At 33.6% G+C, this 17,672-nt stretch carries 15 protein-coding genes; 14 read left to right on the top strand and 1 reads right to left on the bottom strand.

All coding sequences use genetic code 11. The features are described from left to right. The first annotated feature begins 32 nt into the window (after nucleotides 1-32). The 8 genes from ilvN to PBV87_RS22385 all read left to right on the top strand — a co-directional run bounded on the left by ilvN (nucleotide 33) and on the right by PBV87_RS22385 (nucleotide 10,681). Nucleotides 33-521, top strand: a complete 489-nt coding sequence (gene ilvN, locus PBV87_RS22420) for an acetolactate synthase small subunit (RefSeq protein ID WP_053982718.1) — start codon at nucleotides 33-35, stop codon at nucleotides 519-521. 23 nt (nucleotides 522-544) lie between these two features. Then, complete coding sequence (locus PBV87_RS22415) at nucleotides 545-2,245, top strand: sensor domain-containing protein (RefSeq protein ID WP_271013806.1); 1,701 nt, start codon at nucleotides 545-547, stop codon at nucleotides 2,243-2,245. Between the two features lie 151 nt (nucleotides 2,246-2,396). Further along, nucleotides 2,397-3,815 carry a transcription termination factor Rho gene (gene rho / locus PBV87_RS22410; protein WP_053982716.1) on the top strand — a complete coding sequence of 473 codons (1,419 nt, stop codon included), beginning with the start codon at nucleotides 2,397-2,399 and terminating at the stop codon, nucleotides 3,813-3,815. A gap of 109 nt (nucleotides 3,816-3,924) precedes the next feature. Continuing rightward, nucleotides 3,925-4,122, top strand: coding sequence for a 50S ribosomal protein L31 (gene rpmE / locus PBV87_RS22405; protein ID WP_053982715.1), 198 nt, complete (start codon nucleotides 3,925-3,927; stop codon nucleotides 4,120-4,122). A gap of 175 nt (nucleotides 4,123-4,297) precedes the next feature. Next, nucleotides 4,298-5,242 (top strand): DUF1385 domain-containing protein, encoded by a 945-nt coding sequence (locus PBV87_RS22400; RefSeq protein ID WP_053982714.1) that lies wholly within the window; start codon nucleotides 4,298-4,300, stop codon nucleotides 5,240-5,242. Continuing rightward, on the top strand, nucleotides 5,202-6,083 hold the full coding sequence (gene prmC / locus PBV87_RS22395; protein ID WP_053982713.1) for a peptide chain release factor N(5)-glutamine methyltransferase: 882 nt from the start codon (nucleotides 5,202-5,204) through the stop codon (nucleotides 6,081-6,083). Before PBV87_RS22400 ends, prmC begins: the two co-directional genes overlap by 41 nt. Before the next feature lie 21 nt (nucleotides 6,084-6,104). Further along, nucleotides 6,105-7,178, top strand: coding sequence for a peptide chain release factor 1 (gene prfA, locus PBV87_RS22390; RefSeq protein WP_053982712.1), 1,074 nt, complete (start codon nucleotides 6,105-6,107; stop codon nucleotides 7,176-7,178). A 236-nt stretch (nucleotides 7,179-7,414) separates the two neighbouring features. Then, nucleotides 7,415-10,681 carry a 5'-nucleotidase C-terminal domain-containing protein gene (locus PBV87_RS22385; RefSeq protein ID WP_271013805.1) on the top strand — a complete coding sequence of 1,089 codons (3,267 nt, stop codon included), beginning with the start codon at nucleotides 7,415-7,417 and terminating at the stop codon, nucleotides 10,679-10,681. A gap of 90 nt (nucleotides 10,682-10,771) precedes the next feature. Here PBV87_RS22385 and PBV87_RS22380 read toward each other — a convergent pair whose 3' ends face one another. Then, nucleotides 10,772-10,912 (bottom strand): hypothetical protein, encoded by a 141-nt coding sequence (locus tag PBV87_RS22380; RefSeq protein WP_154668755.1) that lies wholly within the window; start codon nucleotides 10,910-10,912, stop codon nucleotides 10,772-10,774. Nucleotides 10,913-11,093: 181 nt separating this feature from the next. Between PBV87_RS22380 and PBV87_RS22375 the strand changes: the two genes are divergently transcribed. The 6 genes from PBV87_RS22375 to uvrB all read left to right on the top strand — a co-directional run bounded on the left by PBV87_RS22375 (nucleotide 11,094) and on the right by uvrB (nucleotide 17,578). Then, nucleotides 11,094-11,648, top strand: a complete 555-nt coding sequence (locus PBV87_RS22375) for a DUF4358 domain-containing protein (RefSeq protein WP_053982710.1) — start codon at nucleotides 11,094-11,096, stop codon at nucleotides 11,646-11,648. A gap of 148 nt (nucleotides 11,649-11,796) precedes the next feature. Continuing rightward, nucleotides 11,797-12,525, top strand: coding sequence for a ZIP family metal transporter (locus tag PBV87_RS22370; RefSeq protein WP_053982709.1), 729 nt, complete (start codon nucleotides 11,797-11,799; stop codon nucleotides 12,523-12,525). A 101-nt stretch (nucleotides 12,526-12,626) separates the two neighbouring features. Next, nucleotides 12,627-14,675: a copper amine oxidase N-terminal domain-containing protein gene (locus PBV87_RS22365; RefSeq protein WP_271013804.1), complete on the top strand. Its 2,049-nt coding sequence runs from the start codon at nucleotides 12,627-12,629 to the stop codon at nucleotides 14,673-14,675. Nucleotides 14,676-14,769: 94 nt separating this feature from the next. Beyond that, the gene (locus PBV87_RS22360) at nucleotides 14,770-15,081 is read left to right on the top strand and encodes a DUF1540 domain-containing protein (protein ID WP_053982707.1); all 312 of its coding nucleotides are present in this window, start codon (nucleotides 14,770-14,772) and stop codon (nucleotides 15,079-15,081) included. A gap of 69 nt (nucleotides 15,082-15,150) precedes the next feature. Next, on the top strand, nucleotides 15,151-15,315 hold the full coding sequence (locus PBV87_RS22355; protein WP_154668754.1) for a hypothetical protein: 165 nt from the start codon (nucleotides 15,151-15,153) through the stop codon (nucleotides 15,313-15,315). 268 nt (nucleotides 15,316-15,583) lie between these two features. Beyond that, nucleotides 15,584-17,578 (top strand): excinuclease ABC subunit UvrB, encoded by a 1,995-nt coding sequence (gene uvrB, locus PBV87_RS22350; RefSeq protein ID WP_271013803.1) that lies wholly within the window; start codon nucleotides 15,584-15,586, stop codon nucleotides 17,576-17,578. Nucleotides 17,579-17,672: the final 94 nt, after the last annotated feature.

The raw sequence follows: 17,672 nt of genomic DNA, 5'->3' as shown, positions 1-17,672 counted from the left end.
TAATTCATATAAATAAAAAGGGGAGTGACCACATGAAAAATACTATTATCTCAGTACTTGTTGAAAATAATTATGGGGTAGTTGCACGTATAGCAGGTCTTTTTACAAGAAGAGGATTCAACTTAAATAGCTTTGCTGGAGAAGAAACTCATGAAAAACAAATCTCTAGAATTACTATTTCAGTTACTGAAGATGAAAATTCTATTTATCAAATACAACAACAAGTTGAAAAGTTAGTAGATATTAAAAAGGTAAAAGTATTAGATGCTAAAAAGGATATTATAAGAGAACTTGCAATTATTAAGGTAGCATTAAAGCCGGAGTTATGTAGTAAAATTAAAGAGCTTACTGAACGTTATAGCGTAAAAGTAATAGATATTGATACTGAAGTAGTTGTATTTGAAATATGTAATAGCAAAGATATGATTGATGAATTTATTGATACAGTTAGAGACTATGAAATTATTGAAAGTGTAAGAACAGGTGTGATTGCACTACAAAGGGGTAATCAACATATCTAGTGACCAACTTAGGAGGCAGGTGAGTGGAGAACATATTGAACTTACAAGATGTCATTATAAATGAAATCTTGGCAGAACTTATTGATGAAATAGAAGATTGGTTGGTTATTTATGATAAACAGGGGAAAATGATCTATATCAATAGACACGTAGAACGCTTATCTGGATATTCAAAAGAAGAAATTTTACAAGATCCTATGAAGGCACCATGGGATATAAATACATATAATACAACCCTTAAAGAACGTGCTCTTCTTGCTATAGGACAAAATAGAAAGTTTGAGACCATTACACTAAATAAAAATAAAAAGCAAGCAGAATTTTATCTTTCATTAACATTATCCGGTATTAAGGATAGGAATGGTGAACTTGTATTATACATAGCTATAGGAAAAGATATAACAGGAGCAAAACGCTTACAAGAAAAATTACATCGATTAAAATATATTGATGAAGTTACTGGATTACCAAATCAAGCAGCTTTCATAGAACATATTTATAGTAAAGTAAAGAAAGAAGATGCAAGTTTTGCAGTTATTTTGTTTGATATTAGCAAGATGAGCTATATTAATAATACCTATGGATTAACAACTGGTGATGCATTAATGAAGGAAATTGCAGATAGATTACACAAAGTATTACATAAGGATGGGGCGATAGCAAAACTTAATTCAGATATTTTTGCTGTAATTTATGAAGATGTAGAAGAGCAAGCAGAAGTAATTGAATTTATTAATATTATTTTTAACCATATACATAAGCCATTTAAAATTGAGGAAAAAGAAATTTATATTGAAATGTCAGTAGGAGTGAGTATGTTTCCTACTCATGCAAAAAAAGCAGGACAGCTCATTAATAAAGTACAAATAGCACTTGCGAGAGCAAAAGAATGTCTAGGGAAAAATAAAGTTATTTTTTATGAAGATCAGATACAAGATGAAGTACAAATGAGGATGTTACAAGAGAGTGATATACACCAAGCATATAAAAATAACGAATTTATCGTATACTATCAACCATTTATTGATTTAGAAAGAGAAACCCTTACGGGGATGGAAGCATTACTAAGGAGAAAAAAACAAAGTGGTGAAATAGTAATGCCGAGTAAGTTTATTGATTTACTTGAGCAACTAGAACTCATTGAGCAAGTGGGTGTACAGGTCATTGAAGAAGTATGTAGACAACTAAGAGAATGGATTGATGAAGGATATAGTATTGTACCTATTTCGATTAATTTATCAATGCTTCAATTTAAAAATCCTAATCTATCTAATGATATTATTAATATGTTAGAAAAATACAATATTCCACCAAGCCTTATTGTGCTTGAGATTACGGAAAATATGGTGATACAAGAAGTTGAAATGGCACAACAAACTATTTTAGAACTTAGAAATTATGGATTTAAGATAGCCATAGATGATTTTGGAACAGGTTATTCTTCATTGGGGTATCTTAAGAAGTTTTTATTTGATCATCTAAAAATAGATATTTCGTTTATAAGAGAAATCACTAAGAATCCTCAAGATAGGGCCATAGTAAGTGCTATTATATCTATGGCAAAAGCATTGAGTTTGCAAACTATAGCTGAAGGTATAGAAACTCTTGAACAATTAGAAATTATACAAGAAATGGGATGTGAGATGGGTCAAGGCTACTTATGGGATGCACCTCTCAAACCAGAAGATATTAAAAATAAGTATCTATTAAAGCTATACAAATAAGTAAAAGAGGCAATGATTATTATTGTCTCTTTTTATATAAAGTGTAAAAGTACAAAAAATGTGAGTAATAGGTAAAAAATGACCTTGTAAATGCGGGCTTAAATATGCTACACTAAATAAAAATAATAGAAAATAAAGGAGCTAGTATTGAATGGATACAATTCAAAACATGACATTAGCTCAGTTAAGAGAACTTGCAAAAGAAAAAGGTCACAAGAATATAAGTAAGCTTAAAAAGGCTGAAATTATTGATCTTCTTATGTCTAACAATTCTAATCAAGTTGCCCCATCTTTAATTAACCAATCTGACTCTGTTCAAGAACAACAAGTAGTTCAAAGTAATTCAAGTGTAGAAATGAAAGTAAGTAATGCTTCAACCTATGAAGAAAATGTTGAAGAAGCAGAAATTGATGAAGAAGAAGTAGAAGAGCCAACACAATTAAGTCGTACAGACCGTATGACAGGTGCAGGGATTTTAGAAATTATGCCTGATGGATATGGCTTTTTACGTGCGCGTAATTTTATGCGTGGTGAAAATGACATTTACTTATCTATTTCACAAATTCGCAGATTTAATTTAAAGACGGGAGATTGGATAGAGGGGGATATGCGTAAGCCTAAAGAAGGAGAGAAGGCCGGAGCACTTTTATATGTTCATAAAGTCAATGGTGATCGTCCAGAAAAGGCTAAGTATAGACCGAACTTTGAAACACTCACACCGGTATTTCCAAAGCAAAGACTTTCTTTAGAATATGATGAAAGTGTATTATCAACTAGAATCATAGACTTAATTGCACCTATTGGAAAAGGGCAAAGGGGGCTTATTGTAGCACCACCTAAAGCAGGTAAAACTGTTCTCTTAAAGCATATTGCTAATGCGATTACACATAATCATAAAGATGTATCCCTGATCGTTCTTCTTATAGATGAAAGGCCAGAAGAGGTAACAGATATTAGAAGAAGTATAGAGGGACAAGACGTACAAGTTGTCGCATCAACATTTGATGAACCACCAGAGCATCATAAACAAGTTGTTGAGATGGTACTTGAACGTGCAAAACGTATGGTTGAACAAGGGAAAGACCTTGTTATTTTACTAGATAGTATTACAAGAATGGCAAGGGCCTATAACTTGACAATTCCACCAAGTGGACGTACTTTATCAGGAGGGCTTGATCCAGCTGCACTGCATATGCCGAAGAAGTTTTTCGGTGCTGCAAGAAAGATAGAAAATGGTGGAAGTTTAACTATTTTGGGAACTGCTCTTGTAGAAACAGGCAGTAAAATGGATGAAGTTATTTTTGAAGAGTTTAAGGGAACGGGTAACATGGAACTTGTTTTAGATAGATCTCTTTCAGAACGTAGAATTTTCCCTGCTATTGATATCTACAAGTCAGGTACTAGAAGGGATGATTTACTTTTAACACCAGATGAAGCAAATGTAGCATATAACATCAGAAGAGAGATGTCTCGTGGAAGTTCGGCAGAAGTTACAGAGGGGCTTATCAGTAAAATGCTTAAATATCCAACAAACACATTTTTTGTTGAAAAAATGAAGCAAAACCCATAGGATTTGTCCTTGCAATTTGAAAATAAGCATGATATAATACTAACGTTGTCATAATAGTATTGTTAACGTTTGAATTAACATAGAAAGAAACATGAAAGAGGTGAATAGCATGAATAAAGAAATCCAACCAAAATACGAAGAACTTGAAGTTGTATGTAACTGTGGTAACACAATTAAAACACGTTCAACTAAATCAGATATTCGCGTAGAAGTTTGCTCTAATTGTCATCCTTTCTACACTGGTAAACAAAGAGCTGCACAAGCTAAAGGTAGAATTGATAAATTCAACAAAAAATACAACGTTTAATAATCGTAAACGAGAGGGGTTGAGAGGATGGTCTCAACTCTTTTTTTTTATTCGACACGAAAGCTTTACTTTTATGTTGTATAATTTAATATAAATAGAGGTCTTAGTTCAGATGGTACTTTGATTTTATCTGAACTTTAGATTTTATAGTTTCTTAAAATGAGGAGGTGCAATAATGGCAAGAACAGACATTGGTGGCCAAGCAGTTATTGAAGGCGTTATGATGAAGGGTAGAAAAATCTACGCTGTCGCTGTTAGAAAACCAGATGAAGAGATTGTAGTTGATGTACAAGATACAAAGAGTATTTTAGACAAATATAAAATACTTAGATGGCCTATATTAAGAGGTATCGCAGTCTTTGTAGAGTCCCTTACACTTGGTGTCAAAACTTTGAGTTATTCTGCGGAAGTCTTTGGCGATGATGAAGAGCTAGAAGAAAGTAAGTTTGAAAAATGGCTTATGGAAAAGTTAGGCGATAAGGCAGAGAAGTTTTTAATTGGTGTGACCATGTGTATTTCCTTTGTCCTTGCAATTGGAATCTTTATGATTTTACCAATGCTTATGAGTACCTTATTTAAAGGCTTCATAGAGTCCTCATTTGTGCTCAATTTAGTAGAAGGTGCATTTAGAATTGCCATCTTCTTAGGATATATGAAATTAGTAACTTGCTTGAAAGATATTCAGCGTACATTTCAATATCATGGAGCTGAACATAAGACAATTAACTGTCTAGAAAAAGAGCAAGAACTTACTGTAGAGAATGTTAGAAAGTGCTCTAGACTTCATAAAAGCTGTGGGACAAGCTTCTTATTTGTTGTTATGATTGTAAGTATTCTAGTATTTAGTTTATTTACAACAGAGAGTGTCTGGTTACGTATGGTAGTACGTATTGTAATGGTACCAGTTGTAGCTGGTATTTCATATGAATTTATTAGATGGGCTAGAAAAGCAGATAGTAATAAGCTTGCTATTCTTCTAAGTAAACCAGGTATGTGGCTTCAAAAATCATTTACAACTCTTGAACCAGATGATAAACAAATAGAAGTAGCGATTGCTGCAGTAAAAGGAGTTTTAGATAATGAACATAGCGAGGGAACAACTAAAAGATGCAACTGTTAATCAGATGATAGCATTAGGTAGAGACGTACTTATGAGCTATAATAAACCTGATGCAACAATCGATGCAAGATTACTTGCTCTTCATGTATTACACTGCAATATGAGTGAACTTTTGCTACATGGGAATGAACGAATGACAGAGCATTTAAAAGAATCTTTTATGTATATGATAGCAAGACGTGCTGGTGGTACACCTCTTCAGTATATTACAAATAATCAAGAATTTATGGGATTAGAGTTTTATGTAGATGAACGCGTACTTATCCCGAGACAAGACACAGAAAGTCTTATTGAGGCTATCATAAACTATAGCAAAACACATAAGTTAGCAAAAGCAGTTGAAGTAGGTGTAGGGTCTGGGTGTATTAGTGTTTCTTTAGCACATTATATAGATGGACTTATATTAGAAGGAATAGATATTTGTCAGAATGCCTTAGATGTAGCAGATAAAAATATTAAAAAACATAATTTACAAGAACGTATTACCCTCTTGAAAAGTGATGTGTTTGCAGATTATGATGGAGAAGAAGAGAGTTTAGATTTAATCGTTTCCAATCCACCGTATATTACTTTTGAAGAATGTAAGGGGCTAATGCAAGAGGTAAAAGAATTTGAACCACGTAAAGCCTTAACTGATGAAGGGGATGGGCTAAGGTTCTATCGTGAAATTACAAAAGAGGGTAAAAAGTATTTAAAACCTAATGGATTATTAGCTTATGAAATAGGTTATTTACAAGGAAAAGATGTATGTGCTATTTTAGAACAAGAAGGCTTTAAAGATGTTCAATTAATCCAAGACTTAGCACATCGTGATCGTGTTGTTATTGGTACTAAAATATAATTTTTTTAATGAGGTGAATGAATGTTTGATCAGTTAGAAGATCTGGTACAAAAATTTGAAGACATAGGTGAAATGATCAGCGATCCAATGGTTATTGCAGACCAAGACAGATGGCAAAAACTGATGAAAGAACACAGTGATTTAAGACCTATTGTGGAAAAATATAAAGAGTATAAAGATACGTTAGCAGCAATTGAAGATGCATTAATGATGCTTGAAGACAAGTTAGACGATGATTTTAGAGAACTTGTAAAAGAAGAGCTTTCAGAAAACAAAAAACGTGTTGAACCACTGGAAAATGAAATCAAACTTTTACTTCTTCCAAAGGACCCTAATGACGAGAAAAACGTTATCGTAGAGATTCGTGGTGGTGCAGGTGGAGATGAAGCAGCATTATTTGCAGCTGACCTTTACCGTATGTACAATCGTTATGCAGAACGTCAAAAATGGAAAACAGAGCTTATGGAAGTTAACGAAAGTGGTATCGGTGGATTCAAAGAAGTTATCTTTATGATTAAAGGGCAAGGTGTATATTCTAAACTTAAGTATGAAAGTGGCGTACATCGTGTGCAACGTATCCCATCAACAGAGTCAGGTGGACGTATCCATACATCAACAGTTACAGTAGCAATCTTACCAGAGGCAGAAGAGGTAGATGTAGAACTTAACATGAATGATGTACGTATTGACGTATTTAGAGCATCTGGTAATGGTGGTCAGTGTGTAAATACAACAGACTCTGCTGTACGTGCAACACACGTTCCAACAGGTCTTGTTGTATCTTGCCAAGATGAAAAATCACAGCTTAAAAATAAAGAAAAAGCACTTAAAGTATTACGTGCTAGACTCTATGATATGGAACAAGCTAAGCAACATGCAGAAATGGCAGCAGAAAAGAAAAGCCAAGTAGGTACAGGTGACCGTAGTGAACGTATCCGTACTTATAACTTCCCACAAGGGCGAGTAACAGATCACCGTGTAGGTCTTACATTACACAGATTAGATACTATCCTTGATGGTGACTTAGAAGAAATTGTTGATACACTTACAACTGTGGATCAAACAGAAAAACTTAAACTCGTAACAAACGAATAATAATATAAAAAAGCTGTTGCACTTAGTGCAGCAGCTTTTTTTATGTAAATAACTTAATCAAAGATAAAAATTAGAATGAAGATAAATATTAAGTTAATGTGAAATAAATTTAAAGAAAATTATAATATATTTTGATTAAAATGTTAAATATGTTACAATTATTATGAATGATAGTCCTAAATAGTAATATACATATACTGTAGGACTAAAATTACCAAAATATAGGGGGTTACAAAATGAAAAAAAGTACAAGGAAAGGTTTGAGCTTTTTACTATCTTTAGTCATGGCTTTTGCAATGATTATACCAACTTATGTAAAAGCAGCAACACCTGGCAGTACAGAAGTTAAGCTTACGATTTTGGGCACAAGTGACATGCATGGTAATTTGACAAGTTATGTGTACGAAGCAGCAAAAGACTATGAAAATAGTGGATTTGCTAGAACTGCAACATTGGTTAAACAAACACGCACGGAGAATCCTAATACATTAGTAATTGATAATGGTGATACAATTCAAGGAACCATTATGACAGATGACTTATACAATACAGATTTATCTAAGCCTAATCCAGTAATGGATATGATGAACTACATTGGATATGATAGCATGACACTAGGAAACCATGAATTTAATTTTGGTGTTCCTATGATTGAAAAACTTAAAAAAGAAGCTAAATTCCCTATTCTTTCAGCTAATATTTATAAGAAAGCTACAGGAGAAAACTTTGCTACACCATACATAGTAAAAGAATTTGACGGTGTAAAAGTTGGTGTACTTGGGCTTACTGTACCTTCAGTTCCATCATGGGATGCAAATAAGGAAGGTGTTAAGGACTTAGAGTTTAAGCATATGGCTGATGAAGCCCAAAAATATGTTAAGATTTTAAAAGAGAAAGAACAAGTAGATGTTATTATTGCTACAGCTCATGCTGGTCTTGATTCAAGACATGAACAAGATGGAGGAGATGCTGCAAGATTAGTGGCAGAAAGATGTCCAGAGATAGATGCTTTCTTAGTTGGGCATGACCATATCACAGTCAATGAAAATATTAATGGTGTGCTTGTAGCAGCACCTTATAAAGACAGAGAAGTTGTTCGTTTTGACTTAACAATCAATAAAGATACAAAGAAAGTTACAGATAAGCAAACAACTATTTTGAAACTTGCAGATTATACAGCTGACGAAGGTGCAACAAAAGTAGCGGCACCTTATGATAAAGAAACAAAAGCATTTTTAGAAAATACTATTGGGGTGGCAACAGAAGACTTCCATCCAGCTTCCGAAGTAAAAGGTATTCCAGAAGCTCAAATTAAAGATACAGGTCTCATTGACCTTATCAATAATGTTCAATTAGAAGCAACAGGAGCTGATGTTGCAGCAGCAGCATTATTTAAACCATCAGCAAACCTACCAAAAGGTGAATTAAACTTTGCTAATGTATTTGATATTTATCAATATGCAAATACATTAGTAGGTATTGAAGTAACAGGTAAAGAACTTAAAAATTATATGGAATGGTCTGTATCTTATTACAACACATTTAAACCAGGCGATTTAACAATCAGCTTTAATCCTAATATTCGTGTGTACGCTTATGATATGTTCCAAGGTGTAGATTATACAGTAGATATTAGTGAGCCAGTTGGTAGCCGTATTAAAGATGTTATGTATAAAGGGGAACCTTTAGCAGATGATATAGTACTTAAATTAGCGATTAATGACTATCGTTATAGTGGAATTGGGCCAAGTGGTGAAAAGATTATTAGTGGAACACCTTATTTCACATCAGATCCAAAAGCACTTAGAACTTACATTAAAGAGTATATTGAAAAAGAAGGTACAATTACTCCAGTAGCAGATAATAATTGGAAAATAGTAGGGAATGAATGGAATCTGGAACTTAGAAAAATAGCAGTAGAAGCTATTAACAATGGTACAATTGTACTTCCAACATCAGCTGATGGTAGAACAGTAAATGTTGGAGCTGTAACAGAATTAGACCTTATTCAAGCAGGATTACATCCAACCTATACAGACTTTATGACAGTCATTCATACAAATGATAGTCATACAAGAATTGAAGAAACATCAAGTGATGGAATGGGATTTGCTAAAGTAGCAGACAAAGTAAATCAATTAAGAACAAGATACGGAAAAGATCATGTGCTTCTTTTAGATGGTGGAGATACACTTCATGGTTTGCCACTTATCACGACAACAAAGGGCGAAGCAATGACAAAGGTAATGAATGCATTAGGATATGATGCTATGGTAGCAGGTAATCATGATTTTAACTATGGTTATGAAAGACTTATTGAACTTGATAAGATGTTAGAGTTCCCAGTCCTTAGTGCGAATGTAACTAAAGGAAATGATGATATTTTAACTCCTTACATCATTAAAGAAGTAGCAGGTAAGAAAGTAGCTATATTTGGGCTTGAAACACCAGATACAACAATTATGACACATCCAAAAAATGTAGAAGGACTTACATTTGAAGATCCAAGTAAAGCTGCCCAGAAGATGGTTAAAGAATTAGAAGGAAAAGCAGACTTTATTGTTGCATTATGCCATTTAGGATTAGACAGTAATAGTTCTATTACAAGTGAAAAAGTAGCAGGAAACGTAAAAGGCATTGACCTTATTGTAGATGGACATAGCCATACAACCTTGCCACAAGGTAAGATCGTTAATGACACATTAATTGTTCAAACAGGAGAATATACTAAGAATTTAGGGCAAGTAAATATTCTCTTTAAGAAAGATGGAACATTTGATATGGCTCCGATGCATATTACAAAAGCAGATGCAGCTGGCTTAACAGCAGATAAAGCTGTATCAGACTTAATCAAAGAGCTTAAGGCTAATTTTGATGTAGTAACAGAAGAAGTAGTAGGCACAACACCAGTTGCGCTTCAAGGAGAACGTGAATTTGTAAGAAAAGGTGAAACAAACTTAGGAAATCTTATTACAAATGCACTTATTGAAGCAACAGGAGCAGATGTAGCTCTTACTAATGGTGGTGGTATCCGTGCATCTATAGATGTAGGAGATATTACAAAGAAAGAAGTTATTACAGTACTTCCATTTGGAAACTATGGAGTAATGATTGAAGCAACAGGACAAGAAATTAAAGATGCCCTAGAAGTGGGAGCAGCAAAATATCCAGAAGCTAATGGTGCTTTCTCACATGTGGCAGGTATGAGCTATAAGTTTGACCCAGCACAACCTGTAGGTAACCGTATAGTAGAAGTATTAGTAGATGAAAAACCAATTGATTTAAATAAAACTTATAAATTAGCAACTAATGACTTTATTGCAGCAGGTGGAGATGGCTATGTAATGTTTAAAGGTAATAAATCATTGGGTGAATTTTCTGCACTTGATGAATTAGTTATTGAATACCTTAGTACAAAAGGTGTAGAAGGTATTGAAGTAAATGGTAGAATTGTACCTATTACTTCAGAAGTAGAACAAGTAGAATTAAAACCAGCTGCTTAGGTATATAAAAAAGAGACATAGGGTATGACCCTATGTCTCTTTTTTATATACCTAATACTAAATTTTAAATGTAACAAGGATATGATAATATTAATGATTATTTTCTGGATTTTTGTTCCAATGTTTCTTAAAAGCAGTTGTTTGTGTGCCTGGGTCATTTTCTAGGCCACTATGTTTTCTACTTTTTTGAGAACCTTGTTGTGGAATATTCTTTTTAATAGCTTCATCCATTTAGTATCACCTCACTTTAAATTTCTTAATTAGTATGGAATAACTAGAGAAAAAGTATTTATAAAAGATAAAAGCTTAAGTTGTAAAAAAATAACAAGTTTAAAATGGGAACTTTCTTGGAACATACCCCGTCTAAGAATACATATAAAACAATTAAACTGTATAACGAGGAGAATTCAAAATGAAAATAAATAAAAAATTAATGGCAATGATGATGACTTTAGCAATCGGAGGCGCACTTGTAGGATGTAGCAGTACACCAGAACAACCAGTAACACCACCAGAGGTTGTAGCACCAGAAGTGACACCAGAGGTAACACCAGAAGAAGTACCAGGTGAAGGACAGGAAGAACAATCAGCTTTAGCAGCAGATGTAACAAAAATTACAGAAGGTATTGAACTTCCAGGCTCAATGCCAATGACAGAAGATATGTTGAAAGATACTTATGGGATTGATACAAGCTTACTTAAAGATTACTACGTATCAATGCCAATGATGATGGTACATGCAACAGAAATTGCTATCTTCGAATTAAATGACGAAGCAGATGTAGATGCAGTTATGGCAGGAATTGAAAAAAGACAACAAGGTTTAGCAGAACAATGGAAAACATACTTACCAGATCAATATGAGCTTGTTCAAAACTACAAAACAGCTATAAAAGGCAATAAAGTATTATTTGTAGTAAGTGAATCAGCAGAGCAAATCGTAGAAAATTTCAATGCAATGAACTAATAGAGTAAATAAAAAATATCCTCTTAGACTAGTATGACTAGTCTGAGAGGATATTTTTTATGGGCTAGAAAAAGATAGGTAGCATTATGTTATAACTGGTTCTAAATAGTGTGTGCACCTCCATAATATATAAGAGGAGGTGGACAAGATGAATATTGGGAGTATGATCTTATTAGCATTATTAGCTGAAGGTTCAGGTGTTTTAATAGGAATTGTTCTCTATTATCTATTCGATATCAAAAGTAAGCGTTTAATAGGAATGCTATTTGGAACAACATCAGGTATTATGATTGCTATGATTTGTTTTGATGTATTACCTCATGCTACTAAGTCAGGGGAAACCACACTTATGATTATAGGTGTAGCCATAGGCATTCTAATAGGATTGTTCCTAGAGGATCTGACTGATTTATTAGGAAATGGTATAGGGGGCAAGCAAAATAAAACAGCACATACTGGACTAATGCTGATATTAGGGATTGCAATTCATAATATACCAGAAGGTATTGCACTAGGAACATTAGGAGCGACTTCGCCTGAAACAATTATGCAATTTGCTTTTGTAATGTGTATACATAGTATACCAGAAGCTATTGCCATAGCTATTCCACTAAAAGCAGGAAAGACTTCGGGGAAGGTAGTAGGCTGTATCCCACTAGTTTTAGGGGGAATTATGGCAGTAGGAGCAGGTATTGGATATGTAATGAGTCAAGTAGCAAGTGACTTTATAACAGTAGTGTTAGGATTAGCTGCTGGAATTATCCTCTATATTGTATGTGAAGAACTTATCCCAGAATCACGTAAAATATGGAATGGTCGTATGACAACCGTAGCAACTATTATAGGTATTATCTTAGGAATGCTTTTGATTGGATAATATTACATTTTAAATACAATTATTTCAAAATTACTTAGGTAAAGAAAAAGTATGATAAACTAGTTATAAACAGACAAATTTAGACAAGAGGGAGACTACTAATGAAAGCTAAAAATTTACTAATGAGTATTGTAGTTTGTGCATTTGCACTCACTATGCCTACTTTTGGTGAGCAACATATAGAGTACGTACAAAATAGTTACAATGAACTTGTAAAAGAAATCTCAATTAATTTGAGTACTGATAAAACAGTGCGTAACTTTAATAATACATATTACATATCAACAGACTTTATCAAAAATAACATATCAGGAGCAAGCTTAACTTGGAATAGTACGAGTAAAACCACTGAAGTAAATATCGAAGGGAAAATCTATAGTTTTAAAGCAGATGACCAAGAGCTGATTTCAAGTGGTATAAGCTATCCATTAAGTGCTCCTGTACTTGTAAAAGATAACAAAACATGGGTGCCTATGAAAGGGTTTATGGAAGCCATAGGTGGAGGCATTCAATATAATGCTTCAAATAAAACAATGAAGATACAAATGCCACTTACAGAGATTGAAAGGCTTAATAATCCTCCAGTAGCAGATTTTGGATTTGAAGCAGAGAGCTATATTGAGGGAGAAGACTTCAATGTTGTTGAAAAGAGTATGGACCCAGATGGACATTTAATAACAGATAAGTCTTGGAAAATACAAGGTGATTCTAAAGAATATAAAACTTTTGAAGAGTTAAAACCTAACTTAAAAGTAGGTACCAATATCATTAGCTTACGTGTAAAAGATAGTGTAGGTAGATGGGGAGAATGGACAAGCAATGAGCTAAAAATTACTGCTAATCAAGCACCTGTTGTTACTGAGCTAAAAACAGATAAAGAGTCTTATAGCCAAGGTGAACCAATTCTCTTTAAAGATTATACTTATGAAAATGAAGAATGGGAAGAAATTGTAGAAGAAAAGTGGACCTATCAGTATATGGGACAAGAGGATAGCCAAATCCATGAAGATAAACCTTACAAACTTTTCTCAGAAGGCACTTATAAAGTAACTTTAGAAATTAAAGATAGCTTTGGGAAATGGAGTAAACCATATAGTATAGAGGTTAAAGTAACAGATAAAGTGATGCAGAGTGAATTGATGTATCGTTTTACAGAAGGTCGTATGGGCGATATACTAGAAAACTATAATAACTTTAATTTCCAAAACTTTGAGGCTATTATACCAACAAGAGCCACGTATACAGGTGCAACACTTCTTATGAGTAATTCACCAGAATCTATTCCTACAAAAGGCATTCTATATGAAGATACTTTTGAAGGAGAAGGTCGTATTTTATATCATCATAAAAATGCATCAACAGATGGTAGTAAAAAACGCTTTGTTATTATAATGGAAAATATTAATGAGTTTCCTATAAAAGTTATTAATATGAATGAAAGTCATAAAGGGCCTTCTACAGATGTATTATATCTTGGGCAACAAGTAACACAAGATATACTTGGGCAAGGTCGTGAAAAACAATATACATTAGAACCAGGTGAGAAAAGATACCTTTATGATACAGGTAATAGAAGCTGGTACACAGGACAAACTATTTCAGGAATGTTAGATTTATATTCTCAAAGTCCTTTGAAGATTACAATTGCTATGGTTGGTGATAAAACAGAATTTCAACATATGGAAGGTTTAACTTACTTACCACATGATGGTGTACATACAAGAGGTACATTCCCAAATGCTGATCGTTACTATACAGTAGACATTGATAAGAGTAAGCCTTATAAGCTTATGCTAGGATTACCTTCAGGAGATATTGAACAACTTATTACAGGATATGATGCGCTTACAGGTAAGGATGCAGTAAATAAAGGTAACTATGGTGTTAAATACCATATTCAAATTACGACAGAAGAAAATACTGGTATTTTATTAAATCCAAGAGGAAATATATTTAAAGGAGCAGTCGGCTGGGTGAATGGACGTAGCTTTGCTGCACCAAGTGGTCACTTAAATGGTGGTAAAAATGCTGTAACTATAGGGACAGTTCAGCCAGATAAGAAAAAAGAGTTACTTTATATGCTTCCGAATGGTTCTTCAGCACCAGTATTGATTTGTTTTATTCCAGAAAGTATGTGGAATAATTATTAAAAATTAAATGATATAAATTAATCGTATAAAAATCCTCCAAGGTGTAAAAATAAAGGTGTATTTGAACCTAAATTACGCTAAGGAGGATTTTAAAATGCCAAAATTAAATTGTGGTGTAGAAAACTGTGCATATAATGCAGAAAGATGTTGTTGTTTAGGAAATATCAATGTGGATGGATCAAATAATACGGAGCACACAGAAGGTACTTGCTGTAATAGTTTTACAGAAGACAGTGGAGCTCATAACTGTAGTGGTGTGCCAGCTGTAGATTCAGAAGTAGACTGCCAAGCTACAAACTGTACACATAATGATAATTGTAAATGTCATGCAGATAGTATTGAAGTAGTAGGAAATGGTGCATGTCGTTGTGGTGAAACAGAATGTAGTAGTTTTTGTAAAGAATAGGTAAGTATAAAGTAAATGTAAAATCATATACTAACTATGCTTAGATGACATCTTAGGAGGAGACAGACTATGAAAAACTCAAAAAATTCAAGCTATAACAATGCATCAAATTGTGGGTCAAACTGTGGATCAAATTGCGGGAATGTAACTAATAAAGCATCAAATAATGTAACAAGTTCAACATATGATGAAGTTACAGATTGCGGTAATTGCGATCGTTGTGGTAAAAAATAGTTTAAGGTAGAATTAAATTTCTAATAAAGAGAGGCTGTTAATATAAACAGCCTCTCTTTATATTTATATAAGGTAGAATAAAACTTATTTCTTAAGATATTTGTAGAGAGAATATGTTGCATATAGACGTCGAACTGGTGTACGATAAATGGGGAGTTAAATCTTGTACAACAGCTTCTTCTTTTTTAGTACATAGTGTATGATAGAGAGAAGTAGAAGCAATACTTTTATTAGTTAATAAAATTAAGATAGAAGGGAATGAAAAAGCATGGAACAAAATAAGCCCTTTAAAATAGAATCGGCATTTCAACCTATGGGTGACCAGCCACAAGCTATTGAAAAATTAGTAAAGAGCATTGAAAAGGGTAACCGATACCAAACACTTTTAGGTGTTACAGGTTCAGGAAAAACTTTTACAATGGCTAATATTATAGAAAAGGTTCAAAAACCTACTTTGATTATCGCACATAATAAAACACTAGCAGCTCAGCTCTATAGTGAGTTTAAGGAATTCTTCCCTAATAATGCAGTTGAGTACTTCGTATCTTATTATGATTATTACCAGCCAGAAGCTTATGTGCCATCTAGTGATACTTATATTGAGAAAGATTCTAGTGTTAATGAAGAAATAGATAAGCTTCGTCACTCAGCTACAGCAGCTTTATCAGAGCGTAATGATGTTATTATTGTAGCCAGTGTATCCTGTATATATGGGTTAGGTGACCCGATTGATTACGAAAATCAAGTTCTTTCGCTGCGTACAGGTACAGAAATGGATAGAGATGATGTCCTAAGAAAACTTGTGCAGATTCAGTACAATCGCAATGATATGGACTTTGCACGTTCCACCTTTAGAGTAAGAGGTGATACGGTGGAAATTATCCCAGCAGGTGCTTCTGAGAAAGCCGTTCGTGTAGAATTTTTTGGAGATGAAATTGATCGTATAGCAGAAATTGATCCTTTAACAGGTGCAGTACTAGGCTATAGAGATCATGTATCTATTTTCCCAGCATCTCATTATTCTATTAGTAGAGATAAGATGGAACTAGCTATTGAAGGCATAGAAGAAGAACTTAAAGAACGACTTGCTGAACTGAAAAATGAGGATAAATTATTAGAAATGCAACGCTTAAGTCAACGTACAAACTTTGATGTAGAGATGTTACGTGAAATGGGATATTGCTCTGGCGTAGAAAACTACTCTAGGCATTTATCAGGGAGAGAACAAGGGAGTACACCTTTTACACTTCTTGACTATTTCCCAGATGACTATCTTATTATGATAGATGAATCTCACATGACAGTCCCACAAATTCGTGGAATGTATAACGGTGACCAAGCACGTAAGAATGTTTTAGTAGACTATGGGTTTAGATTACCATCTGCATTAGATAATAGACCATTAAAATTTGATGAGTTTGAAGAAAAAGTAAATCAAATTATGTTTGTTTCAGCAACACCATCACAGTATGAATTAGAACATTCACTAAGTATTGCAGAACAGCTTATTCGTCCAACAGGACTACTTGATCCACCTATTGATGTACGCCCTGTAAAAGGACAAATTGATGATTTACTTGGTGAAATTAATAAACTGACTACAAACGGGGAAAAAATATTAGTAACAACTCTTACAAAACGTATGTCAGAAGACTTAACAGACTACTTAAAAGAAATGGGCGTAAAAGTAAAATATCTTCACTCAGACATTGATACATTAGAACGTATAGAAATTGTACGTGATTTAAGGTTAGGTGTATTTGATGTATTAGTAGGGATTAACTTATTACGTGAAGGGTTGGATATACCAGAAGTTTCACTTGTAGCAATCTTAGATGCAGATAAAGAGGGCTTCTTACGTTCTGAGACTGCTCTTATTCAGACCATTGGACGTGCAGCAAGAAATGCAGAAGGCCATGTTATTATGTACGCTGATAAGGTAACAAGGTCTATGGAAAATGCTCTTTCGGAGACCAACAGAAGACGTCAAATCCAGATGGATTATAACGAAGCACATGGTATTGTACCTCAGACTATTAAGAAAGATATTCGTGACTTAATTGTAGCAACAAAAACAACGAAGAAAGAAGATGAATTCTTCAAAGAAAAAGATCCAGAATCTATGAATCCAGAAGAGCTTAAGAAAACAATGGATAAAGTAGAAAAGGAAATGAAAAAGGCTGCTCGTGACTTACAATTTGAACGTGCGGCAGAGCTTAGAGATACACTAATTAAGCTTAAACAGCTTTCTGTATCTAGATAAGTAATATTTTAAATTGACTAATATTACAAACGAACATATGTTTGATTTTGCCTTCTAGTATGCTATAATAACTCTAAAAAGATAGGCAAGAAGG

Origin of the sequence: Holtiella tumoricola (genome assembly GCF_027857615.1) — a bacterium.
GTDB classification, from domain to species: domain Bacteria; phylum Bacillota; class Clostridia; order Lachnospirales; family Cellulosilyticaceae; genus Holtiella; species Holtiella tumoricola.
The sequence above is the reverse complement of the archived record's forward strand: the minus strand, read 5'-3'. Positions and strand labels throughout refer to the sequence as shown.

Coding starts and splice junctions, on each gene's coding strand:
- ilvN (WP_053982718.1), top strand. CDS start 33: ATGAAAAATACTATTATCTCAGTACTTGTTGAAAATAATTATGGGGTA.
- rho (WP_053982716.1), top strand. CDS start 2,397: ATGGATACAATTCAAAACATGACATTAGCTCAGTTAAGAGAACTTGCA.
- rpmE (WP_053982715.1), top strand. CDS start 3,925: ATGAATAAAGAAATCCAACCAAAATACGAAGAACTTGAAGTTGTATGT.
- PBV87_RS22400 (WP_053982714.1), top strand. CDS start 4,298: ATGGCAAGAACAGACATTGGTGGCCAAGCAGTTATTGAAGGCGTTATG.
- prmC (WP_053982713.1), top strand. CDS start 5,202: ATGAACATAGCGAGGGAACAACTAAAAGATGCAACTGTTAATCAGATG.
- prfA (WP_053982712.1), top strand. CDS start 6,105: ATGTTTGATCAGTTAGAAGATCTGGTACAAAAATTTGAAGACATAGGT.
- PBV87_RS22385 (WP_271013805.1), top strand. CDS start 7,415: ATGAAAAAAAGTACAAGGAAAGGTTTGAGCTTTTTACTATCTTTAGTC.
- PBV87_RS22380 (WP_154668755.1), bottom strand. CDS start 10,912: ATGGATGAAGCTATTAAAAAGAATATTCCACAACAAGGTTCTCAAAAA.
- PBV87_RS22375 (WP_053982710.1), top strand. CDS start 11,094: ATGAAAATAAATAAAAAATTAATGGCAATGATGATGACTTTAGCAATC.
- PBV87_RS22370 (WP_053982709.1), top strand. CDS start 11,797: ATGAATATTGGGAGTATGATCTTATTAGCATTATTAGCTGAAGGTTCA.
- PBV87_RS22365 (WP_271013804.1), top strand. CDS start 12,627: ATGAAAGCTAAAAATTTACTAATGAGTATTGTAGTTTGTGCATTTGCA.
- PBV87_RS22360 (WP_053982707.1), top strand. CDS start 14,770: ATGCCAAAATTAAATTGTGGTGTAGAAAACTGTGCATATAATGCAGAA.
- PBV87_RS22355 (WP_154668754.1), top strand. CDS start 15,151: ATGAAAAACTCAAAAAATTCAAGCTATAACAATGCATCAAATTGTGGG.
- uvrB (WP_271013803.1), top strand. CDS start 15,584: ATGGAACAAAATAAGCCCTTTAAAATAGAATCGGCATTTCAACCTATG.